20 protein-coding genes are annotated in these 21,588 nt (G+C 67.7%); 11 read left to right on the plus strand and 9 right to left on the minus strand.

Annotation, left to right across the window (positions count from 1 at the left end):
* Position 1: 1 nt before the first annotated feature.
* The 7 genes from AC5Y30_RS01815 (at position 2) to AC5Y30_RS01845 (ending at position 8,939) form a co-directional block, all read left to right on the plus strand.
* Entirely contained in the window at positions 2–2,041 is a 2,040-nt protein-coding gene (locus AC5Y30_RS01815; RefSeq protein ID WP_499915781.1) for a SaeA-related protein, read from the plus strand.
* A complete protein-coding gene (locus tag AC5Y30_RS01820; protein WP_499915783.1) occupies positions 2,038–4,527 on the plus strand; it encodes a GAP1-N2 domain-containing protein in 2,490 nt (829 codons plus the stop codon). The genes AC5Y30_RS01815 and AC5Y30_RS01820 overlap by 4 nt, the downstream gene beginning before the upstream one ends.
* On the plus strand, positions 4,527–5,459 hold the full coding sequence (locus AC5Y30_RS01825; RefSeq protein ID WP_499915785.1) for a hypothetical protein: 933 nt from the start codon (positions 4,527–4,529) through the stop codon (positions 5,457–5,459). Before AC5Y30_RS01820 ends, AC5Y30_RS01825 begins: the two co-directional genes overlap by 1 nt.
* Before the next feature lie 23 nt (positions 5,460–5,482).
* Positions 5,483–6,637 (plus strand): hypothetical protein, encoded by a 1,155-nt coding sequence (locus AC5Y30_RS01830; RefSeq protein ID WP_499916723.1) that lies wholly within the window; start codon positions 5,483–5,485, stop codon positions 6,635–6,637.
* A gap of 159 nt (positions 6,638–6,796) precedes the next feature.
* Entirely contained in the window at positions 6,797–7,612 is an 816-nt protein-coding gene (locus tag AC5Y30_RS01835; protein WP_499916725.1) for a sensor domain-containing protein, read from the plus strand.
* Between the two features lie 3 nt (positions 7,613–7,615).
* Complete coding sequence (locus tag AC5Y30_RS01840; protein ID WP_499915787.1) at positions 7,616–8,617, plus strand: sensor domain-containing protein; 1,002 nt, start codon at positions 7,616–7,618, stop codon at positions 8,615–8,617.
* Between the two features lie 4 nt (positions 8,618–8,621).
* On the plus strand, positions 8,622–8,939 hold the full coding sequence (locus AC5Y30_RS01845) for a DUF4190 domain-containing protein (RefSeq protein ID WP_499915789.1): 318 nt from the start codon (positions 8,622–8,624) through the stop codon (positions 8,937–8,939).
* Positions 8,940–8,957: 18 nt separating this feature from the next.
* On the opposite strand, the gene AC5Y30_RS01850 is transcribed toward AC5Y30_RS01845, so the two are convergent.
* A complete protein-coding gene (locus tag AC5Y30_RS01850) occupies positions 8,958–9,713 on the minus strand; it encodes a cutinase family protein (protein ID WP_499915791.1) in 756 nt (251 codons plus the stop codon).
* Positions 9,714–9,928: 215 nt separating this feature from the next.
* Between AC5Y30_RS01850 and AC5Y30_RS01855 the strand changes: the two genes are divergently transcribed.
* Positions 9,929–10,171: an acyl carrier protein gene (locus AC5Y30_RS01855; protein WP_499915793.1), complete on the plus strand. Its 243-nt coding sequence runs from the start codon at positions 9,929–9,931 to the stop codon at positions 10,169–10,171.
* Positions 10,172–10,382: 211 nt separating this feature from the next.
* Positions 10,383–11,870, plus strand: coding sequence for a flavin-containing monooxygenase (locus AC5Y30_RS01860; protein ID WP_499915795.1), 1,488 nt, complete (start codon positions 10,383–10,385; stop codon positions 11,868–11,870).
* Here AC5Y30_RS01860 and AC5Y30_RS01865 read toward each other — a convergent pair.
* From AC5Y30_RS01865 to AC5Y30_RS01875, 3 genes are all read right to left on the minus strand, one after another.
* The gene (locus AC5Y30_RS01865; protein WP_499915797.1) at positions 11,867–12,421 is read right to left on the minus strand and encodes an ester cyclase; all 555 of its coding nucleotides are present in this window, start codon (positions 12,419–12,421) and stop codon (positions 11,867–11,869) included. The genes AC5Y30_RS01860 and AC5Y30_RS01865 overlap by 4 nt on opposite strands.
* Before the next feature lie 92 nt (positions 12,422–12,513).
* A complete protein-coding gene (locus tag AC5Y30_RS01870) occupies positions 12,514–13,821 on the minus strand; it encodes a cytochrome P450 (RefSeq protein WP_499915799.1) in 1,308 nt (435 codons plus the stop codon).
* 37 nt (positions 13,822–13,858) lie between these two features.
* Complete coding sequence (locus AC5Y30_RS01875; RefSeq protein WP_499915801.1) at positions 13,859–14,206, minus strand: MmpS family transport accessory protein; 348 nt, start codon at positions 14,204–14,206, stop codon at positions 13,859–13,861.
* An 82-nt stretch (positions 14,207–14,288) separates the two neighbouring features.
* Here AC5Y30_RS01875 and AC5Y30_RS01880 point away from each other — a divergent pair, with 82 nt between their 5' ends.
* Together AC5Y30_RS01880 and AC5Y30_RS01885 are read left to right on the plus strand one after the other, a co-directional pair.
* On the plus strand, positions 14,289–15,374 hold the full coding sequence (locus tag AC5Y30_RS01880; RefSeq protein WP_499915803.1) for an NAD(P)H-dependent amine dehydrogenase family protein: 1,086 nt from the start codon (positions 14,289–14,291) through the stop codon (positions 15,372–15,374).
* A 108-nt stretch (positions 15,375–15,482) separates the two neighbouring features.
* Positions 15,483–17,153, plus strand: a complete 1,671-nt coding sequence (locus tag AC5Y30_RS01885) for an Hsp70 family protein (RefSeq protein WP_499915805.1) — start codon at positions 15,483–15,485, stop codon at positions 17,151–17,153.
* A 21-nt stretch (positions 17,154–17,174) separates the two neighbouring features.
* Here AC5Y30_RS01885 and AC5Y30_RS01890 read toward each other — a convergent pair whose 3' ends face one another.
* The 5 genes from AC5Y30_RS01890 to AC5Y30_RS01910 all read right to left on the minus strand — a co-directional run bounded on the left by AC5Y30_RS01890 (position 17,175) and on the right by AC5Y30_RS01910 (position 21,532).
* Positions 17,175–17,639, minus strand: coding sequence for a hypothetical protein (locus AC5Y30_RS01890; protein WP_499915807.1), 465 nt, complete (start codon positions 17,637–17,639; stop codon positions 17,175–17,177).
* A gap of 71 nt (positions 17,640–17,710) precedes the next feature.
* A complete protein-coding gene (locus AC5Y30_RS01895; RefSeq protein ID WP_499915809.1) occupies positions 17,711–18,808 on the minus strand; it encodes a class I SAM-dependent methyltransferase in 1,098 nt (365 codons plus the stop codon).
* A gap of 28 nt (positions 18,809–18,836) precedes the next feature.
* On the minus strand, positions 18,837–19,793 hold the full coding sequence (locus tag AC5Y30_RS01900; protein WP_499915811.1) for an SDR family oxidoreductase: 957 nt from the start codon (positions 19,791–19,793) through the stop codon (positions 18,837–18,839).
* Between the two features lie 30 nt (positions 19,794–19,823).
* On the minus strand, positions 19,824–20,447 hold the full coding sequence (locus tag AC5Y30_RS01905; RefSeq protein ID WP_499915813.1) for an MBL fold metallo-hydrolase: 624 nt from the start codon (positions 20,445–20,447) through the stop codon (positions 19,824–19,826).
* Positions 20,447–21,532: an S-(hydroxymethyl)mycothiol dehydrogenase gene (locus AC5Y30_RS01910; RefSeq protein ID WP_499915815.1), complete on the minus strand. Its 1,086-nt coding sequence runs from the start codon at positions 21,530–21,532 to the stop codon at positions 20,447–20,449. The genes AC5Y30_RS01905 and AC5Y30_RS01910 overlap by 1 nt, the downstream gene beginning before the upstream one ends.
* Positions 21,533–21,588 lie beyond the last annotated feature (56 nt).

The raw sequence follows: 21,588 nt of genomic DNA on the forward strand, positions 1-21,588 counted from the left end.
CATGCCTGATCCGCAACATGCCGGCGACGCCGACGACCCCCGCCTCAACGCCCTGATCGCGTGGCGCCAGCGCCTGATCGATTCCGGGGCGGTGTCCAAGGCCGGCTTCAAGGAAACCCACCTGCGGCTGATTCTGCGGTCCGGACGCACGGACGTGGAACAGATCCGGGCGATGCTGCCCGGCTCGGTCGCCGAGTACGCCGAGGAGTTGGCGGCCGTTTTGGCCGAGGTGGAGTCGCAGCCGTCGCCGGGCCGGCATCGCCCGGCCGGCCTGTCTGCGGTGGGGCCCGACGGTGAACCGACCGGCGCCGCGGACAGCACGACGAGCGACGAATTGCCGTTGAATGCAGCCGATTTCGCCGCATACGCCTTCGGTGAGCAGACCGGTCCGCTGGCCGCCGTGACCGTCAGACCGTCACGGCCCGACGGCGGCGACACCGCGGGCAGCGAGCTGACCTGGACGCCGTATCTACCGGGCGGCGATGCCGTGGTGATCTACCGGCTGGTCGCGCAGGAGGACAACGCGCCGTACTCGCCGGACCGGGCCCGGCTGGTGGCGGCCACCCACGCGACCACCGCGGCCGACCACGAGCCCTCGGCCGCGGCGGTGCGCTACTACCAGGTGTGGGTCAACGTCGGGAGTACCCGCGCCGAAGCGCTTGCGGCGCAGCCGATCAAGCACGCCGAGGGTGTGGCCGTCAGCCCGGTGCGCGATTGCGTGGTTCGGCAGGACAACGGCAAGGTCATCGGCAGTTGGACGGTGCCTTCGGCGGTCAGCACCGTGTTCGTGTCCCGGATGCTTGCCGAGGAAGCCGGTCGTGAGGGGCCGCAGCATCGGATCTTGCTGGACCGCGACAACCGTGCCGGGTTCGTCGACTCCGACCCGGCGCCGGGGCGGCGCTACGTGTATCGGGTTCGGGCCGCGGTCCCGGTCAACGGCGTGCTGCGACTGGCGGCGCCGGTCGACGCCGAGGTCGAAATCGCCGCCGTCCTAACGCCGGTCACCGATTTGATGGTGACGTCGGCGCCGGGGGCCACCGACGGCTTCGAGCTCACCTGGCAGCCGCCCTCCGCCGGCGAGGTGGTGATCTATCGAAGCCAGAAGGGCCCGGCCGCCGGCGCCGAGACCAATGACCTGCCCGAGGCCGCGCTCGAGCAGGTCGGACTGACCCCGGATTTGCGCCTGACGCAACCGATCACCCAGCAGGCCGCTCCCGACGGGCGGCCGCGGTCGATGATGTCGGGGGTGTCGTGGCCGACGGACTGGAGCCGCGCCTACTTCACCCCGGTCACCGTGCTGGCGGGTCGTGCGTTGCTGGGCAAGACTTTCTGTTCGGTGCGCACCGGGGTCATCCGGGATGTCGAGCTGGCCGAGTACTGCAACAAGCAGGTCTTGACGTTCGACTGGCCGCAGGGCGCCGCCGTCGTCGTGGTGTATCTGGCCCCCAAGGGCTATGACCCGCGCAACGGTTTGACCGGCACGTCCTACGAAATCACCGTCGAGCAGTACGAGAAGTACGGCGGCCTGCAACTGCCCAACGGCAAGCTGCCGGTGAGCGGGTGCTCCCTGCACCTGGCCCCGGTGGCGTTTTCCGCCGGCCGCCGGGCCATCGGGACCGTGCGCAGCATCGAATACGCGGGCCTGTTGCGGTTGCAGTACGCGGTGCAGTTGAGCCGCGATCCGCACGGCCAGCCGTCGCACGCCACCATCTACATGCGGTCCGAATACGAAGTGCCCGGCTCACCGGCATTCGTCTTGATCAACAACCCCGACCGAATTCCGTTGTCGCCCACCGACGGCGAGGCGCTGGACGCCGCGCCGCTGGACGCACAGGGCGGCCTGGCGGCCACCCCCTCCAAGGAACTGCGATGGTCGGCCCTGACCACCGCCGGCACCGCCGAGCCCTGGGCCGTCGACCTGCGAGGCCGACGCGGATGGATCCGACTGTTCGTCAACACGCCCTCGGCAGCGCGGCTGCGCACCATCGCGCTGCTGGACCCGCCGGTGCACAGCCTCCGTTTGAGCGTGGGCGCGCCGTGACCCCGCGCTACGGCCAGTTGGCCTACACGAGTTTCGACCAGCCGGGCGGCGCGGGCGGCTGGCAGGTCAAGCAGACGACCGGGGATTTGTCGCCCGAGGAAACACAACGCCTCGCGTCCGGTGTCCGCACCGCGTTTCGGCCCGTCACCCCGCTGCCCGATTACCCGACCCCGGAACAGTTGGACGCGGCGCCACGGCGGCTGGAGTATCGGCGCTGGGCCGGCGACGCGGCCGGCTACTGGCACACCGTCGCCGCCGGCGCCGACAGCACGGGGCGCCCGGGCAACGTGTTCGCCCACGTATTGCTCGACCGTGCACCGGATTCCGCGCCGCGGCTGAGGCCCATTCAGCGGTGGGGCTCGTCCGCCTGGTTACGCCCGTTCGGTGCCACGGCCGTCGAGCGCGCCGCCCTGCCCGCCGACCCGCCGGGCGCAGCGCACGTCGTCACCCGGGAAAGCGCGATCGCGTTCGCGCTGGACACCACGACCTGGCGGGTCGGCACCCTGCTCGGGCTGCTCGACGCGGTGGCGGCGGCCCTCGATGGCGGCGCGCCCGTCGTCCTGGGTACCGTCTCCGTCGACTCCGCTGCGCAGTGGATCGGCCTGGTGAGTTTTTTGATGTCACCGGGGACCGCGGCCACCCTGAACTTCAGCACCTTCGACCGCGCCGACCAGCTCGGCTCGGCGCAGCACGCCATCGCGCACCTGACCGCGGTGCCCATCGGTGACTTGGACACGCTGCCAACGGGTTTCGTCGTCATCGACGAGACCGCGACGCTGTCGCTGGGGGAGCTGGGTGGCGAACCCCATCGGACCGCGGCCGGTCAGGCGATCGACGTCACCGCCTGGTCGGTGATGGCACAAGAGGTGCTACTCGACCCGCAATCGGCACTGGCGATGCTCGACGAACTCGACCGCCGGGCCGCCCAAACCGACGATCGGGGCCTGCACCCGGCCTGGCCATTGGCGGTCACGATCGCCGCCGACGAAGATTTCGCGGCCGCCCATCCCGAGGCCAACGCGATCATCACCGCCCACTCGCCGGCCGGCATCACTCCCGGGTCTCCGACCGAACGCCTTGTCGACGAGGCGCTTTCGGCCCTGGTCGGCCACACCACGCCCGACGCGTGGAAGGCCGCCGAACAGAACCTGCCCGGGTTCGCCGGCGAACACGCCGCGCTGACCTACCTGTGCCGCGCGATCGGCGACGACACCTGGCTGGATCAGCTCGGCCCGATCCCATTGAGCGCCAACACCTATCACGGCCGTGCGGTTCCCGAACCGCTGACGACCGCGCTTGGCCCGGCGCTGGAGCGGGCCGGCGCCGCCGGTGACCCGCAGCGGCTGCTCAAGCTGGTCGACCTGCTACTGAGAGCGGGCGTCGACGACGATCGCCTGACTCAGGCCCTCACCGAAGGCGTCGCGGCCCAGCTCGCCGACCCGCACACCGGGCCCACGCTGGCCCGGCGGTTGACGCACCGGCTCGGCCCCGAAACCCGGATCGCCGCGGCCGCCGCGGCGCTGCGCCTGAGTTGTGAACGCGCCACGCCGATCAGCGACGCCGTGCTCGATTGGTTCGCCGATGGATCGACCATGCCCGCGGCGGCCGAACTGCTTGGCGCGCAACCGTGGGACGCGACGTGGACGCGAGCTGCGGTGTGCGGCATGCGCGCCGAACGCAACCCCGTTGAGGCGGATCGCTTCGCCGAGCTCTGGTGGCTTGCGGCCAACGGGTCGCCGCGCCGCGACGAGCTGGCGGCCCAACGGATCTGGGATCCCACCCAGCTGCTGGCGGCGGGCGGCGCCACAATGAGCACCGCCGCGCTGTTGCCGACCCTGCTGGGGGCGCCCGACAGTGAATCACTGGCCCGGTTGGCCGACGAGATCACCGGCGCTAACAACGATGACCTCGCGGTGGCATGCGCGGCGCTGCGGATGGTCGATCCGGCATCCTGGGTGCAGCGCGGCTACCTCAACACTCATCAGAATGCTTATGCCGGGCTGTGGGACACGGCACTACGCGAGATCGGGTCTGAGCGAATACATCCCGACTGCGCGGTGCGGGTGACGGTGTTCGCGGCCCTGGGCCTGATCGCGGGACAGCCGCGGCCCGTTGCGGCGGGCCGGCTTGCCGGCGACCCGCTGGTGGCCGGCGCGGCGACCGAGCAGGTGCTGGCCCTGGCGGACAGCGAGATCGTCACTGCCACCGAGGTTGTGGCGGCCAGCCTGTTGCGCACCGACGTCGCCGAGCCGGGCGACGCCGTCGATGGCGTGCTGGCCGCGGCCGCCGCCGCGGTGACGGCGAGGCGGCCGTTCAGCGATGAGGACCAGGAGGGGGTGCTCGCGGTGATGATGCGGATGGTCGGCAGCAACGATGCGGCACCGCCGCGGCGCTACCGCAAGCTGGTGAACACGGCGCTGACCCGCCGCGCCGACGGGCTTGTCTCGCAGACGGCCCCGCCGGCTCAGATGTGGAGGAACCGCTGATGCCGATCTACGCCCTGACCGCACGTAATCAACGCGCGCACATACCCGTTGGGCCGCTTTCGGTGTCGATCAGCGGTGCAGTCCGCGACGCGACGCTCGACATCCAGGGCGCACCGGGCCAGCCCGTGGTGCGCTCGAGCCCTCATCATGTCGTCTTGCCCTCGCTGACCGGTCCCGTCACCGTCGCCGTCCGGCCCGCATTCACCACGCAGTTCGGTGCCGGCGCCGTGGTGCACCTGGCGATCGCGCACGATGTGCCCGACGAAGCCGACCCGGTGCAGGTGCTGTTCGATCCGGTGGATGTCAGCGGCGACACCACGGTGGTGTTCGCCGAGCTGCGTCCGGCCGGTCACCACATCGAAGTCGCCGTCACCGCCGCCGCCGACACGGCGCTGAGCCCGCTGGCGGCAGCGGCGCGGACGTCCGCGCGGCGTCTCATCGGCCGCGACCGCAAGCAGACCCACGCCGAACTGGTTGTCGCGCTGAACAGTTCGGCGTCGATGCGGCCCTGGTTCGCCGACGGCAGCGCGGCGGCCGCCACCGACGTGGCGGTCGGGGTGGCCGATGCCCTCGGGATTCACGACGTGGCCGCGGTCCTCGTCGGCGCCGATGTCACCAAGGTTCCGGTGGACGGCCACGCCAACGGACCGGGGCAGGGGTTGGCCGAGGCGGTTCGCAAGGTGCAGCCGCGATGGTCGGCGGGTGCGCGCTGGTCGCGGTTGCGCACCGACATCGCCACCGTGGCCTGTTCGGACTTCCCGGCCAGCGGCGTGCACAGCGGATTCGCCTTGATCACCCTGTCGGATGACCGCCGTGCCGCCGGGCCACGGCTGCCGGCACCGCGGTCGGGGCAAGATGCCACCGCCGAACTGCTGGCGCATCCGCAGGTGCTCGACGAGATCGCCGCCGGCCTTGTTCGGGCGCTGACATGACCGCTCCGACCGCCCCGGCGATATTGACGAAATGTCCACGCTGCTTTGGGCTTCTGGATCCCGATCATCACCTGTGGACGCTCGCGCCCGCCAGCGGCGCGCCCCGCTACCACGACGAGGTCGGCTCGGCGTTCCTGGGCGCTAAGGCCGACATCGGCCCGATGTTCCGGTGGGATCGACCGCCCGGATACAACGGGCCGCCGCCACCGAACATCGCCGCGCAGGCGCTGCGCGGCCCCGTCCTCGAGATCTGCCCGGTCTGCCATTTCACCCTGCCCGACCGGTGGCGGGAGGGTCAGGCCTATTGCATCGCGATGGCGGGGGCCCGCGCCACCGGCAAGAGCCTCTACATCGGCGTGCTGGTCCGCCAGCTGCAGCTGTTGTGCGAACACCTCGGGTTCGCGATGGCGCCCGCGACCCGCTCGACCGCGGTCGCCTACGCCACCCATTACGAGACACCGCTGTTCGTGCAGCGCGGTCTCATCCCGCCGACGCCCACGATGATGACCCAGACCTCGACCCAGCGCGAGCCGCTGATCTTCAGCCTGGGCACGTGGCACGGCATTCAGCGCTACCTGGTGTTGCGCGACGTCGCCGGTGAGGACATGGAGTCCGGGAACCTGCATTCTCCGCCGTTTCGGTTCTTCAGCAACGCCGAGGCCGTGTTCTTCATGTTCGATCCGCTGCGGGTGCAATCGATTCGGGATCAGCTGCAGGACCTGCTGCCCCCGCAGATGGTGAGTGGCGGGGACCCGCGCGGCGTGCTGAACAACGTGATGATGGCCATCGGTTCCGGGGAACCGCGGCTCGCGGTCATCTTGTCGAAGTTCGACGCCCTTCGGGCGCTGCGGGATGTCGACGGCTCCGAGTGGAGCATGGTGATGTCCAACGCCGGGGCCGCCTATCTGCGTGATCCCTCGGATTCCGTGCTCTACGACGACAACGACGGTCAGCTGATGCACGAGGAGGTCCGCAGCCTGCTCACCCGGCTCAACGCCGGCTCGATCATCGCCGGGGTCGAAAACCCCTCCACCCCGAGGCGGTTGAGACATCGGTTCTTCGTCGTCTCCGCCCTCGGTCAGCCACCCAGCGGGCAGCGCCTCCACGCCCGGGGCATTGCCCCGTTCCGCTGCGTCGACCCGGTCCGCTGGGTGACTTCGAGTTTCGGTGTGCTCTAGGCAGTCGCGAACATGACGATCCCACCTCGAAACCCGTTCGAGCACAATCCGTTCGGCGGCACTCCGTTCGGCAGCAATCCCGCTGCGCCTCCGGTGTCTTCGACGCCGACGGCACCGCCGCCGGACCGTCCACCGGTCAACGCCCTGGCGACGTTGTCGGTGGTGTTCGCGTTCGTGTTCGCCCCCGTCGGTGCCGCCCTGGGGCACCTGAGCCTTCGGCAGATCCGGCGCACCGGGCAGCGCGGTCGCGATCGCGCACTGGTCGGGACGGTGCTGTCGTATGCGGTGATCGTCGTCGTGGTCGGAGTTTTGGTGGTGTGGGGTTTGCAGCCCTCGGGCGCTCCGGCGCACATCGCCGCGCCCACCACCACAGCGGCGCCGATAGTGAAACCGGCCGATTTACCTGCACTGATCCCCAGCCTCGATGACGTTAAAGTCATCACCGGTGAGCAGACCCTGACGATCGGCGGAGCATCGCACCAGCCGCAGCCGGCCCTAGAAACCCTCGACCGACCGGAGTGTAGGGGAGCCCTTGACGTTGGCGTGCCGGAACTTTATAACGGCGGTGCGATGCAAGGCTTCTACGTCGCAATGTATGTCGAAGGGGCAGGAGGCGATTCATACAATACGGTCACGGTGGGCCCGGGCGTCGCGTCGTTCGTCGACGGAGCCGCGGCGCGAACAGAGCTGACGAAATTCCTCTCAGTGTGGCGCCAATGTAACGGAGCTTCAGTGAAAGACACCTGGCCGAACAAGGCGCCTTTCATGATTTCGGTGACTGGGCCGCTCGACGTCGGGAACGGCATCAGCACAGTCGAACTGGCATCGGAGGCGTCGCTGAATGTGCACGCGGTCGCCGCCAAGGCAAACGTCTTCATCGACCTGCTGGTGTCCTACACCGGCAACGGCACCGACCGCGCCCGGCAAGCCGCCGTGGACGTCGCCAACCAGATACTCAACAAGATTCCGAGCTGAGCCATGACGAATCCACAGGAACCCTCCGGGCCCAATGCCTTCGGTGGCAACCCCTTTGGTGGTGCTCCGTACGGCGGAATGCCGCCCGGCCCGCCGATCTACACGGCGCCGCCACCGCAGCGGCCGCGCACCAACATCTTTGCGACGATGTCGGTGGTGTTCGCGTTCGTCTTCGCCCCCGCCGGGGCGGTGCTGGGGCATCTAGGTCTCAAGCAGATACGCCGCTCCGGCGAACGGGGCCGCGACCGCGCGATCGTCGGGCTGATGCTGTCGTACGCGGTCATCACGCTGACGGTGGTGGCCGTGGTGGCCTGGGCATCGCAGACCGACAGCGGCCCGTCCCGGACGGCGTCAACCACGAGTAGGGCAGCATCAACCACTTCTGCGCCGTCCTCGCCTATGGTCACGCCCACGGGCCTGCCCGGACTGCTGCCGACCATCGACGACGTCAAACGGTTCATGGGGATCCCCAACCTCGTTGCCCTTCCGCCCACCTACAAGCCGGGCCCGGACTCCGACAGCGCCTCCGTTGATCGCCCCGAGTGCTGGCCGGTGATGGGCGGCGGCGCCCCGAACAGTGATATGCAGGCCCTCGTCGGCTATTACGGCTTGGTGCTGATCGACGACCACGACGTACCTGCCCTGAAGGAAGCGGGACAGGTGGTCATGGCCTTTCGTGACCCGCCGGCCGCGCAGCGACAATTGACGAATCTGGTGTCGATATGGCGAAAATGTGGAGGCTCGACGATGAACATCCTGCCGCCCCCGGGCAAGCAGTCGCCGCCGGTGGCGGTGACCATGGGCGTCCCCTCCGACGCCGGAAACGGCATCACCGTCATGGTTTTGACCACGCAGGGCCCGGCGATGCGATCTCGTAACGATCGCGCGATCGTCGCCAAGAACAATGTGGTGGTGGACATCAACGTCGTGCTGGTGGACACCGATCGGGGCGAGCAAGCCGCCCTGGACATCGCCAACTACATCCTGGGCAAGATCCCGAGTTGAGCCGATGACGAATCCCTTTGGCCCCGGCCCGTTTCAGCCCAATCCGTTCGGCGCGGGTGCGCCTGGCCCGCATCCAGTACCGCAGCCACCTCCTGGCCCGCCGCGGGACGAAGCCAATGTGTTGGCGACGCTGTCGGTGGTGTTTGCGTTCGTCTTCGCCCCAGCGGGACTGATCCTGGGGCATCTGGGGTTAGCCCAGATTCGCCAGACCGGCCAGCGTGGTCGCGAGCGTGCCTTGGTCGGGGTGACGCTGTCGTACGTGTTCATCACCGCGTTGGTGGTCGCGCTGATCGTCGCGGCCGTCATGCCCGAGACGATCTAGCTCAGGCCGCCCTGCCGCTCAGGTGCCGAATCCTCGCGCCGGCGACGCGACCGGAGCCGGCCCGCCCATACCGAGGTGGCTGGAGGCGAAGGAGACGCCTTTGTCGATCATGGCGCCGTCGTCGGCGTAGGTGTCGTGGGCGGAGAAGTTCATGCCGTCGGAGCAGACGGGGTCTTCGGTGGCGCACACCTTGACGGTCTTGTCTTGGTAGAGCGGGCCGATGACCACGGGCGGTTCGCCCAGGAAGTTCATTGCCCGCACGTTGGGCATGCCGAAGAGCACGACCGAGGAGACGTGGCTGGCGACGTCGGGGGACAGCGGTTTGGGCACGGTGTTGGGGTCGATGCCCTCGGGTACGGCGGCGGAGGTGACAAAGCCCATCACGGCCGCGCCCTGGGAGTAGCCGCCGAGCACCATCTTGGTGTTGGGGCAGTCGTGGGCCATCGAATTGACGTGGGCGCCTGCGTCTCTGACGCCGTCGATGCCGGTGTCCCATTGGTCGCTGGCGGGGTAGTTGACCGGGTAGACGTCGAAGGAGCGTCCGCCCACGCGCTGGCGCAGGGAGTCGACGAAGGCTTGGCCGGTGGGGCCGACGCCGGGTGCTTCGCCGGTGCCGCGGGCGAACACCACTTGCACGTCCGGACACTGGGCCGAGGCGGACGCAACGATCGACGTGGACACGGCCGAAACGGCCACGCCCGCCGCCGCGAGAACTACTGCTGAACCGAGGAGACGAAGAGATTGACGTGCGTTCATGGCATCGAAAATGCCCATGCCAGCCCTCCCAAAACTGTCAAGTTGCCAACCATTGAGTGATGTTTTCCTGTATACCGCGGTAGATGGCGGCGGCGTCGCCGCCATCGGACCGGTGCGGCCGTCGCGCAGCGGCTTGCCGAAAAAACCATTCGAGTCGTCGTTTGGTGTTGTCCATTCAGGGTAGCCGGAGACGGCGAGTACCAGATCGGCGCTCAGTGTCAGGAGGTGGCGACATGGCAACGGGTGAAACGGGATTCGACGACGTAACTTTCGATCTTATTTCCCTTCAATATCACTCGCTGAAGGCGGGGCACGATTATGGCCAGTACGCGCGTGACGCGAAGAACGCGGGTTTGGATGATGTCGAGTCTTTCTTCCACGAAGTAATGGCTCAGGACTCCGAACGCGCCCGGCGATGCCACGAGTTTCTGGGCCGACTACAGGGGACGTCCGCGGCCGGGCCGGCCACAAGGTGACGACTGCGGCGCTTGGACACGCCGTTTACGCGGTTAATCACCCGGGTTGACCAGGCATGGTGACGTGTCGACGGATTGCCCCAGTTGTGTCGACAAGATCACATACTGGCAAAGCTCGGATGCGCCCGGCGTGGCGCCCTATTAGAGTCGCGTATCTTAGGGAAAGCTTATGATTCCTTAAGTACGCAATCACGTAGCACGGAGCGAGGCTGTGAACACGGAGCGTTTCGACGCGATCATCGTAGGCGCAGGTTTCGGCGGCATCGGCGCCGCTATTCAGCTGAAGCGCCTCGGATTTGACAACTTCATCATCCTCGACCGCGAGGACGACCTGGGTGGCACTTGGCACGTAAACCACTACCCGGGCATCGCTGTCGACATTCCCTCCACTACGTACTCGTACTGGTTCGAGCCCAAGCCGGACTGGTCACGGCTGTTTGCGCCGGGTGCCGAGGTCAAGGCTTACGCGCAGGACGTGGCCACTAAGTACGACGTGCGCCGCCACATGCGGTTCAACACGACCGTCGAGGGCGCCCAGTGGGACGACGAAGCCGCCGAGTGGCGGGTCGCGCTGGCGGGCGGCGAAACGCTGAGGACACGCTTCCTGATCACCGCCACCGGTTTCCTGTCCCAGCCGCGCATGCCGGACATCCCGGGCATCGCGAGTTTCCAAGGGAAGGTGGTCCACACCACGGCGTGGGACCACGGCTACAGCTACGCGGGGCGGCGCATTGCGGTCATCGGGACGGGCGCGTCCGCCGTGCAGGTCGTCCCGGAGCTGGCCAAGGAGGCCGGCGAGCTGACCGTCTACCAACGCACCGCGACACACGTGATCCCCAAGGTCGACTTCGAGTTCTCCCCGGCGGTGCGTCGCCTGTTCGCTCGGGTGCCGGCGGCGCAGCGCGCGCTGCGCTGGGTGACCGACATTATCCTCGAGATCATCATGGTCGTGGGCGCGCTGCACTTCCGGGAGTCACGGGGGCGCGGCAACATTTCGGCCTCCGACCTGGCCAAGATGTCCCGATTCCGGTGGATCCGCGACAAGGAACTGCGCGCCAAGTTGACGCCGGACTACGACATGGGCTGCAAGCGGCCCACCTTTTCCAACGGGTTCTATCGCGCTTTCACCAAGCCGCACGTGCACCTGGAGACCAACTCGATCGAACGGATCGAGCACGACGGCATCGTCACCGCAGACGGGCGCAAGACCGTCATCGACACGCTGGTGCTGGCGACCGGGTTCGACCTGTGGGAGGCCAACTTCCCGGCCATCGAGGTGGTCGGGCGCAAGGGCCGCAATCTGGGTAAGTGGTGGCGAGAGACCAGGTTTCAGGCCTACCAGGGCGTCTCCATGCCCTACTTCCCGAACTACCTGGGCTTGGCAAGCCCGTTCGCCTTCTCCGGACTGTCCTTCTTCCACACCATCGAATACCAGATGCGGCACATGGACCGGCTGCTCGGCGAGGTCAAGCGGCGCGGCGCGACGACCTTCGAGGTGACCGAAGAGGCCACCGACCGATTCATGGAGCGGATGACCAAACTGCTGGACAACTCCGTGTTCTACGCCGGTAACTGCGCCACGTCGCGTTCGTACTACTTCAGCCCCAGCGGTGAGGCGTCGCTGCTGCGGCCGACGTCGACGCTCAATTCAGTGCGAGAAGCCCGGGCCTTTCCCCTCAGCGACTACATGATCTCCTAGCCCGCAAAGGCGCGCGTGTCGGTCAGCGCCGGGTCCGGCTTTTCAGACGACATCGACAAGAACCCGCGCAGGCAGCGCGCGGCCAGCCACCAATTGGCCGGCCTCTTCATGTCCAGCCCACCCAGCAGCTGCTTGATCATGGTCAGCGTGTCGAAGTAGATACGTTCGCAGACAAGGGTTTCCGTGTCGTCGAAGACGAAGTAGGCGGTCATGCGGACGCGGAACCGGCTGCCCGTGGGCGGGACCTTGCCCAGGTATCCGCGGTGCGTGCCCATCAGCCAGAACTCCACGATCACCGCGTCGGCGCTGTGGCGCACCGCGATGATTTCGTGGTCCTGGTCCGGAAACGCGGTCCGCGTATAGGCGTAGTACTCGCGCACCGCCTCGTCGCCGTCGTGCACCAGCATCTGGGGGATCAGCTCGTAACGCGGATGGGGAAAGGTCGACAAGACATCGTCCCAGGCTTGGCGAACCTCGTCGTGGAAGTGGTCGAGCACGAGTTTTTGGCGGGCGGCCAGCACCTCGGCGGCCGGAAACGCGGGAATGGTCACGTGGTCAGCGTAAGCCCCGATTCCGCTCGCGCATGCGCTGTCGGATTCGAGAAGGCGATATAGCTTCGCACAGAGGGGAATTGGGCCCGGGGCTACCGAGGCGGGGTCCAGGCCACCGGCAGGGTTTTGATGCCGTGGATGAACTGCGACAGCAGGCGCGCGGGCTCGTCCGTCGCGACGATGTCGGGTATCTCGCGGCGCAATTCGTCGAAGACGACCCTGATCTCGCGACGGGCCAGGTTGGCGCCGAGGCAGAAATGGGCTCCGCCGCCGCCGAAACCGAAGTGCGGATTGGGTGTGCGGGCGACGTCGAAAACCCAGGGATCGTTGAACGTCGACTCGTCGCGGTTTGCCGAGTTGTACCACAGCGTGGCCTTGTCGCCGGCCTTCATCTTGGTGCCGCCGAGCTTGAAGTCCCGGGTCAAGGTGCGTCGCATATAGATCACCGGGGAGGCCCACCGCACAATCTCCTCGACGGCGGTGGGGGTCAGGCGGTCGAAGTTCGACCACCACTTCTCCCGCTCGGCGGGGTAACGGGACAACGCCAGCACACCGTGGCTGATCGCGTTGCGCGTCGTCTCGTTGCCGGCTACCACCAGCAGGATGAAGAAGGACGCGATCTCCGCCGAGGACAGCCGTTCCCCGTCGACCTCGGCCTCCACCAGGCTGGTGGTCAGGTCGTCGTGGTGGTTGGTTCGCCGGTCCTCGGCCAGCGCGCTGGCGTAGGCGCCGATGTCCGTCGACACCTGAAGGAACTCGTTGAAATCCGTGGCCAGATCCGGGTCGCCGAACCCCAAAATCACATTGGTCCAATGGAATATGCGCTGATGGTCGTCTTCGGGGATGCCCATCATGTCGCAGATGACCTGCAAGGGCAGGGGACCGGCGAGCTCGCTGACCAGCTCGGCCTCTCCGTCGGGATGATTGGCGACCAGCGACGCGACCAGCCGGCGGGCCCGCTCGCGGACCGACGCCTCGATGCGCGCCACCACTTTCGGGGTGAACGCGCGGCTCACGATCGAGCGCAGCCGCTGGTGCCGCGGATCGTCCAGCACGATCATCGAGCCGAAGTATTCGCTGATCTCCGGCGTGTTGTCGTTGATGGTGATGTTGGGGCTGGAGCTGAAGATTTCGGGGTGACGGCTCGCGAAGTACACGTCGTCGTGTTTGGTCAGCACCCAATGCCCGCCACCGGGTTCGAAGCCCTCGTACTCGATCGCGGGCCAGAACGAGATCGGCGCCTCGCGGCGCAGTGTGGCGAAGGCGCCGTCGCGGATGTCGTCGTCCAACCCCCAGAAGTCCAGCGAGTCGAGATGGATGTCGGCGAGCGAAATGTCGGACGGTGGCGCCCCGTTCGTCCGCGGCGCCAGGGCGTTCTTGGGACCCGTCTTGAGGCTCATCTAGACCTCCTTCGAGGTGACAAAGGGGAGCGCTGGGTCAGTGCGTGCAGACCGTTCTGGCGGGCGTACCGGTGGTTGCCGTCGCGGCGCTCACCACGTTGCCGTCCAGCAGGATCTTGCAGGAGATGGGGCCGGGCCCCTGCGCGCTGATGGTGAACACTTCCCCGCCAAAGCCGGTGAACTCCGTCGACCAGGGCAGCGGCGCGTTCACCTGGTGCAGTTGCCCGTCGTCGGTTTGGTAGTAGATGAATTCGGCGACCGCGGGCCCGTTGACCTCATAGCGGACCTTCGGCATCTGGGGCAGGGCGTGGGCCACGCCGCACGCGTTCGCGAATCCGAAACCGACGGCCAACAGGACCGAAGGTCCGGTGAGGTGCTTCATCATGAATTGCATCGTGTCACCACGAGCGACGGTAGGGAAGCTTAATGTGAAGTTCGGCTGGTAACCGGAAAGGTGGCGTAAACGCATGGCGGAACACGGCTCAAAGCGAGTGGTGGTGTACGGAACCGGCTTCGTCGGCAAGATGGTGATCGCCGAGATCGTCAAGCATCCGTTGTTCGAGTTGGTCGGCGTCGGCGTCAGCAATCCCGGCAAGGTCGGCCGCGATGTGGGCGAGATCTGCGGGCTGCCCGAGCCGGTCGGGATCACCGCCACCGACGACGTCGATGCGCTGATCGCTTTCAAGCCCGACGCGCTGGTTCACTACGGCCCGACCGCGATGCATGCCAAGGAGAACATCTCGCTGATCACCCGGTTCCTGCGGGCCGGCATCGACGTGTGCTCGACGGCGATGACGCCGTGGGTCTGGCCGACCATGAGCCTCAACCCCCCGAACTGGATCCAGCCGATCACCGAGGCGTGCGAGTTGGGGGAGTCGTCCTGCTTCACCACCGGCATCGATCCCGGATTCGCCAACGACCTGTTCCCGATGACCTTGATGGGCCTGTGCTCGGAGGTGCGCCGGGTCCGGGCTTCGGAGTTGCTGGACTACACCAACTACGAGGGCGACTACGAATTCGAGATGGGCATCGGCCGCGAGCCCGAGTTCAAGCCGATGCTGGAAGACCGCGACATGCTGATCTTCGCCTGGGGCGCCACCGTCCCGATGATCGCGCACGCCGCCGGCATCATGCTCGACGAAATCACCACCACCTGGGACAAGTGGGTGACCCCGACGGAGCGCAACTCGGCCAGGGGCGTCATCAAGCCAGGGCACGTGGCCGCGGTCCGGTTCACCATCAACGGCGTCTACCGGGGCGAGACCCGCATCCAGCTCGAGCACGTCAACCGGATCGGGCTCGACGCGGCCCCCGACTGGCCCACCGGCCACGACAACGACGTCTACCGCGTGGACATCGAGGGCACCCCGAGCATCTTCCAGGAGACGGCGTTCCGCTTCACCGACGGTTCGGGCCGGGACGCGGCCGCGGCCGGATGCCTGGCGACCGGCCTGCGCGCACTCAATGCCGTCCCCGCCGTCAACGACCTGCGGCCGGGCTGGGTCACCCCCCTCGACCTGCCGCTGATCGCCGGCGAGGGCAGCATCCGCTGACGGCGCACAGCGGGCGCATAGCCGCCGCTGACACGGAATACAGACTGCGACGGCACAATGACGCCTAGCCGGATGCGAGTTGGTGCTGTGGATACGGGGAATCGGGATATGGCCAATGGAGTCGGGACAGCGCTGGGCTTGTCGATCGGAACCACCAACCTCGCGGCCGTCACCAGCGACAACGCCATCACTCGCAAGCCCGTTCTGACGCTCTATCCGGATCGTCCCGCCGAGGTCGGCATCCCCGCGGAGAACCCCGGACTGCGGGGGCCCGGCGTGGTGATCACCGGCTTCGTCAACCGTGTCGGCGACGCGCGTGGCGTCGTGGCGGTCGACGGCTCCGTGCACCGCAGCGAGATATTGATCGCCGACGCGTTGCGGGCGCTCGCGCACGCCGCCACCGGCGGCCATGCCGTGCCCGAGGACGTCGCGGTGACGTATCCGGCGCACTGGGAGTCACACGCTGTGGATGCCCTCGGCGCCGCCCTGAGCGAGGTCCCCGAATGGTCGCAACGGGCGCGCCCCATCCTGCTGATCCCCGACGCCGCGGCGACGCTGCTCGCCGTGCGCGCCAATCCGGGCATACCGCCGGGCGGAACCGTGGCGGTCTGCGATTTCGGCGGCAGCGGCACCAACATCACGTTGATGGACGCCGGCGGGGACTACCGCGCGCTGGCCCCGACCGTTCGGCACCGCGATTTCTCCGGCGACCTGGTCGATCAGGCGCTGCTGGGCGTCGCCATCGCCAACATGCCGACCACCGGTGCGTTCCCGACGGGCACCGCGGCGATCGGCTCGCTGAGCCGCCTGCGCAGCGCGTGCCGGATCGCCAAGGAACAGCTGTCCTCGAGCATGGTCGCCACGCTGACCGACGGGCTGACCGGTACGCGCGGTGAAGTCCGGCTCACCCGGCACGAACTTGACGACGCGATCCGCCCTCCGCTGGGCGGCGTGATCGCGGCGTTGGAAGAAGCGTTGACGCGTAACGGAATTCGCGACCTCGTCGCGATAGTCTCGACGGGTGGTGGGGCGAACCTGCCGACGGTCATCACCTCGCTGTCTAGGCATTTCCGCGTTCCCGTGGCAACGACGCCGCGCCCGCAGCTCACGGCCGCGGTCGGCGCCGCGTTGCGGGTGGCGCACGGCCCCGGCGACGCCGGCGCGACGCTTTCGGCACCCGCGGCGCCCGCCGCGCCCGCCGCGCCCGCCGCCGTGACCGCTCGGGCGTCGGCGCGGCCGGATCCGCGCACGGACGCGACCGCGAGCGCCGAGCCGACCCGGGTGGCCGAGGCCGCACCCGAAACCGCCACGCGTAAGAAGCTGTCTTCTCGAGGGCATCTGCTGCCGGCGGCGGCAATAATCATCGCGGTCGCGGCGGTGCTGCTGGTCGGGACCGCCGTGGCGATCGGCCTGACCTCGCAGAACAAATCGGCGACCACACCAACGCCGATCCGGAGCACGGCGCCGGCGGCGCCCAACAGCGCAACCGGCCAACCCGCCGCGCCGCCACCGGAAGTTCCGGTGCCGTCAACTTCCGACACCACGCCACCCGCCGAAACCGAGACGCCGATGACCACCACACCCGGGGCGACTCCCCAGGCGGCCCCACCGGCGGCGCCCGCGCGTCCTGCGACTCCGCGCAGGGTGGCGGCCCCACCGATTCCCCCCATACCGGGCGTCAACGAACCCCTTCCCGGGCTCGACCGGGTCAACGAGATCATTCAGGGGATCGCGGGCAACTTGGGAATCAGCGGATTGGGGCCGCTGCCCGGGCGTTGAGTTCGGGAATTTGCTTCCGGCTCAATCTTTTTCGCCCTTGTTCTCCTCCTGGGCGGCTTCTCTCAGCTTCTCGTTGAGGGCCTTGTCCTTTTCGATCTGCTCCTTCAACGCCTGTTCGTCGCGCTGGCCATCACCCTGCTCCGCGTCAGAATCCTGCGCATCCGAGCCTTGGGCGTCCGAGTTCTGAGCATCCGAACCCTCGGGTTCTTCGTGCTTGGGATTGCCGTCTTCGTCCAGCCAGTCGTTGACCGCGGTGCCGGACACGCTTCCGCCGGTGCCGGGCAGGACGATCGTGGGCTTTTCTTTGTAGGCCTCCATCATTTCGGCGGCCTTCTGCTTATCGTCGTCGTCCGGCTCGGGTTTCTCCGTAACCCGCTGCTCATCGTCCCCTTGATTGGTTTGATCAGCTTGCTTGGCTCGCTCCGACTGCGTATCTTCCTCGGTCGACTTGTCGTTCTCAGTCCCTTTATCGTCTTGCACGCTCATGCGTCTACCCCTTCGCGGTCGCAGGTTGACGATTGCTAGGGGTTACCCGCACTGCCGTTGTGCCGAAACTCTCATCGTTGCGCTGAGTCGCGCTTGACCAGCACGACCAACGCCTGCGGAATCCGCATCGGCTCGGGTGCGCTCGACAGGCGCTCGGCGAGCCCGGCCTCCAGCTGCTCGGCGAACTTCGCCGCTCGCCCGTCGTGGATCCCACCGTCGAGCGCGGCCACCAGGGAGGGGAACAGCGCGAAGCGAGCGAAGACCGCCCACTGCGCGCCGAAAGCCTCTGCGTCGCGGTCCAACCGGTAACGAGCCCAAAATCGATCCTCGGCGTTGAACATCTCGAGGTGCTCGATCATCAGGCCTTCGAACCGGCCCTTCGGCGCGAACGGGGCACGAAAATCCTTCTCGGCACGGGGAAACGCCGGAATCGTCATGCGCCGCAGCTCATCTGAGCTCAGCAGGCCGTCGCGCACCTGGTCGCCCAGCGCATCGACGATGGCATCGAGCAGCGGGGCGAAGCCCGCCGTGTCGTCCTCGTCGGCGGCCGGCGTCAACGCCACCAGTCGGCCCTCGGGGGCCAACTCGCGGCCGCGGAAGGCGACGAAGTTATGCCAATCCAGCGCGGCCTGGTCGGCGAAGGCCGACCGCACGGCCTCGTCCCTGCTGTGCGAGACGTGCACGTGATCGTGCACCTCGCACGGAGTTCGGCTCAGCCATTGGATTGCCCACGACGTCCAACCCAGGTTGACCGTCTTGGACGGCACGATCTGGTCATAGAACGATCGGCCGACCGCCGAGGTGAACGTCGCGGTGTCCGAGTGTAGATAGCTTTCCGGATCGTCGGCCACCGTCGAGAACAGCGCCGCGAAGTCGTTTCGTGGTACGTCGGTGTGCGCCACCAGGATTGCGTGATCGTGGCGGGTGCGGCGACGCAACACCGCGATTGCCGCCGACAGCGGCTTCAGCGAATTGTGGCCGTTGGCGGCGCCGTAGTCGGCGATGACGATGGGCTGCGGGGCTTTGGGCAGCGTCACCTCTTCGGCGGCCCGCTCGAACGCCGCGATCGCCTGTGCCAAACCGGCGGCCCGCAGCCGCGACGCCTCGGCGTAGTCGGGTTCGGGCCGCACCACGATGCTCGATTCGGGCATCTGGGGTTCGGGCCGCATGGATCAACGATAATCGTTGCGCTGATTATCAGTTCGTCGTCGGATAGCTCACGCCGGTAAGCTGCGCCGAAAGCTCCCACAGCCGCCGGCAGTCGTCTTCGTTGCGCGCGCGCTGGGGAACCTTCGCCAAAGCCACCCCGCCGCCGGCGGCCTCGAAGGGTCCCCGGGGCCCATAGAACGCGCCGCCTTCGGCGTGCGGCGCGGCCGCCGCGTACAACGCCGGCAGAATCCCCTCGTCGATCTCCTGCCACAGGAACGGCGTGAAGCGCCAGGACGCCTTGTACAACCGCTCCATCAGCGCGGGCTTCTCGCGACCGTGTGAAGGGCCGGCGACCTGCAGGTTGGTCTTGGTCAGGCCGGGGTGTGCGGCGTTGGACATGATGCCCCAGCCGGCCGCCCGGCTGCGCCGGTCCAACTCGAGGGCGAACATCAACACCGCGAGCTTCGACTGGCCGTAGGCCGACATCGCCGCGTAGGACTGCTCGAACTGCGGGTCGTCGAAGTGGATCTTGCCGCTTTGGCGCGCCGCGAGGCTGCTCAGCGAGACGACGCGAGGGCCCTGGGCGGCGCGCAACAGCGGCAGCAGATGCCCGGTCAGCGCGAAGTGCCCGAGATGGTTACTGCCGAACTGCAATTCGAAGCCGTCCGCGGTGGTGTCGCGCTCCGGCGGCGTCATGACCCCGGCGTTGTTGATCAGGATGTCGATCGGTCGGCCGTCGGCATTGAGCTGCTCGCCGAGCGCGGCGACGGAGGCCAGCGACGACAGGTCGAGCGATTTGATGGTCAGCTTGGCCCCGGGAACCGTGGTGCGGATCTCCTCGATCGCCCTTTCCCCTTTGGCCCGGTTACGAATGGCCATGACGACGTCGGCGCCCGAGGCCGAGAGTCGCCGAGCGAGCCCGAAGCCCAAACCGCTGTTCGCTCCGGTGACGACCGCCAGTTTTCCGGACAGATCGGGCAGGGTGGCGACGAGGTTGCTGGCCATGCGTATCACTCCTTAAACAGTGTGGAGTACTCAGTGGCCGCGGGCCACCCATTCCTCGTAGTGCACGATCTCCTCGCCGATCGTGGTGCTGTCCCCATGGCCGGTATGCACGACGGTCTCGCCGGGCAGCTTGCCCAGCCGCCCGGAAATCGACTCCAGAATCGTCGGGAAGTCGGAGTGCGAACGCCCCGTCGCGCCGGGGCCGCCGGCGAACAAGGTGTCGCCGCTGAATACGACGCCTAGGTCGTGCACGTACCAACACACCGATCCAGGGGAGTGACCCGGAGTGTGCAACGCTTTCAACTCGGTGCCGGCGATCTTCAACGTCTCACCATCGGATATGGTGCGAAAATCCTTGTCCGGGTGGGTCATTCGCCACAGAACGTCGTCGGCGGGGTGCAGCAGCACAGGTGCGTCCAGCGTCTTGCCGAGTTCGGGCGCCACCGTGACGTGATCGTTGTGGCCGTGCGTGCACACGACCGCCACCACATGGCGACCCCCCACCGCCTCGATGATCGGCGCCGCATCGTGGGCAGCGTCGAACACCACGACATTCGAGTTGTCGCCGACCAGCCAGATGTTGTTGTCGACTTCCCAACTGCCGCCGTCGAGTTCAAAGGTGCCGTGGGTGACCACCCGATCGATGTCGACCATCAGAGCACAACCACCGATCGCAGTACCTTGCCGCCATGCATCTTCTCGAACGCCTCCTCGATGCCGTCTAGCCCGATTCGCTCGGAGACAAACTTCTCGAGGGGAAGCCGGCCCTGCAGATACAGGTCGATCAGGGTGGGGAAGTCGCGTTCGGGCAGGCAATCGCCGTACCACGACGACTTCAACGCCCCGCCGTGGCTGAACAAGTCCACCAGCGGCATGTCCAGGCGCATGTCGGGGGTCGGAACACCCACCAGCACAACGGTTCCGGCGAGGTCGCGGGCGTAGAAGGCCTGCTTCCAGGTTTCGGGCCGGCCCACCGCGTCGATCACCACGTTGGCGCCGAACCCGTCGGTGAGGTCCTTGATCGCCTCGACCGCGTCGAGTTCGCGGGCGTTGACGGTGTGGGTGGCGCCGAACTTGCGGGCCCAGTCCAGTTTCGTGTTGTCGGTGTCGACGGCGATGATGCGCCGCGCGCCCACCAGCGCCGCACCGGCGATCGCGGCGTCACCGACGCCGCCGCAACCGATCACCGCGACGGTGTCATCCCGGGTGACCGCCCCGGTGTTGATCGCCGCGCCGAGTCCGGCCATCACCCCGCAACCCAGCAGGCCCGCCACCGCCGGGTCGGCCTCGGGATTGACCTTGGTGCACTGGCCGGCGGCCACCAGCGTCTTGTCGGCGAACGCCCCGATGCCCAGGGCGGGTGTGAGTTCGGTGCCGTCGGTCAGCGTCATCTTCTGCGTGGCATTGAAGGTGTCGAAGCACAGCTGCGGCCGGCCGCGCTTGCAGGCCCGGCACTGCCCGCACACCGCGCGCCAGTTCAACACGACGAAGTCGCCTGGCGCGACGGCGGTCACGTCCGGCCCAACGGCCTCGACCCGGCCGGCGGCCTCGTGGCCGAGCAGGAACGGATACTCGTCGTTGATGCCGCCCTCGCGGTAGGTCAGATCGGTGTGGCAGACCCCGCAGGCGATGACGTCGACCAGAGCCTCGCCGGGCCCGGGGTCCGGGACGACGATGTCGACCAGTTCGACGGGCTCGCCCTTCTTACGTGAAATCACGCCGCGCACTGTCTGACTCATGGGCTCCAACCTACTGACCGCCGCCATACATCTCTCGGCGGGTTGTCCAGCCATGG

Source organism: Mycobacterium sp. NGS27 (genome assembly GCF_059813005.1).

Bases quoted from the DNA above. Each gene is read 5' to 3' on its own strand.
- AC5Y30_RS01840 (WP_499915787.1), top strand. From the start codon at position 7,616: ATGACGAATCCACAGGAACCCTCCGGGCCCAATGCCTTCGGTGGCAAC.
- AC5Y30_RS01890 (WP_499915807.1), bottom strand. From the start codon at position 17,639: ATGAGCGTGCAAGACGATAAAGGGACTGAGAACGACAAGTCGACCGAG.
- AC5Y30_RS01825 (WP_499915785.1), top strand. From the start codon at position 4,527: ATGCCGATCTACGCCCTGACCGCACGTAATCAACGCGCGCACATACCC.
- AC5Y30_RS01845 (WP_499915789.1), top strand. From the start codon at position 8,622: ATGACGAATCCCTTTGGCCCCGGCCCGTTTCAGCCCAATCCGTTCGGC.
- AC5Y30_RS01895 (WP_499915809.1), bottom strand. From the start codon at position 18,808: ATGCGGCCCGAACCCCAGATGCCCGAATCGAGCATCGTGGTGCGGCCC.
- AC5Y30_RS01815 (WP_499915781.1), top strand. From the start codon at position 2: ATGCCTGATCCGCAACATGCCGGCGACGCCGACGACCCCCGCCTCAAC.
- AC5Y30_RS01875 (WP_499915801.1), bottom strand. From the start codon at position 14,206: ATGATGAAGCACCTCACCGGACCTTCGGTCCTGTTGGCCGTCGGTTTC.
- AC5Y30_RS01870 (WP_499915799.1), bottom strand. From the start codon at position 13,821: ATGAGCCTCAAGACGGGTCCCAAGAACGCCCTGGCGCCGCGGACGAAC.
- AC5Y30_RS01850 (WP_499915791.1), bottom strand. From the start codon at position 9,713: ATGGGCATTTTCGATGCCATGAACGCACGTCAATCTCTTCGTCTCCTC.
- AC5Y30_RS01910 (WP_499915815.1), bottom strand. From the start codon at position 21,532: ATGAGTCAGACAGTGCGCGGCGTGATTTCACGTAAGAAGGGCGAGCCC.
- AC5Y30_RS01880 (WP_499915803.1), top strand. From the start codon at position 14,289: ATGGCGGAACACGGCTCAAAGCGAGTGGTGGTGTACGGAACCGGCTTC.
- AC5Y30_RS01855 (WP_499915793.1), top strand. From the start codon at position 9,929: ATGGCAACGGGTGAAACGGGATTCGACGACGTAACTTTCGATCTTATT.
- AC5Y30_RS01900 (WP_499915811.1), bottom strand. From the start codon at position 19,793: ATGGCCAGCAACCTCGTCGCCACCCTGCCCGATCTGTCCGGAAAACTG.
- AC5Y30_RS01885 (WP_499915805.1), top strand. From the start codon at position 15,483: ATGGCCAATGGAGTCGGGACAGCGCTGGGCTTGTCGATCGGAACCACC.
- AC5Y30_RS01905 (WP_499915813.1), bottom strand. From the start codon at position 20,447: ATGGTCGACATCGATCGGGTGGTCACCCACGGCACCTTTGAACTCGAC.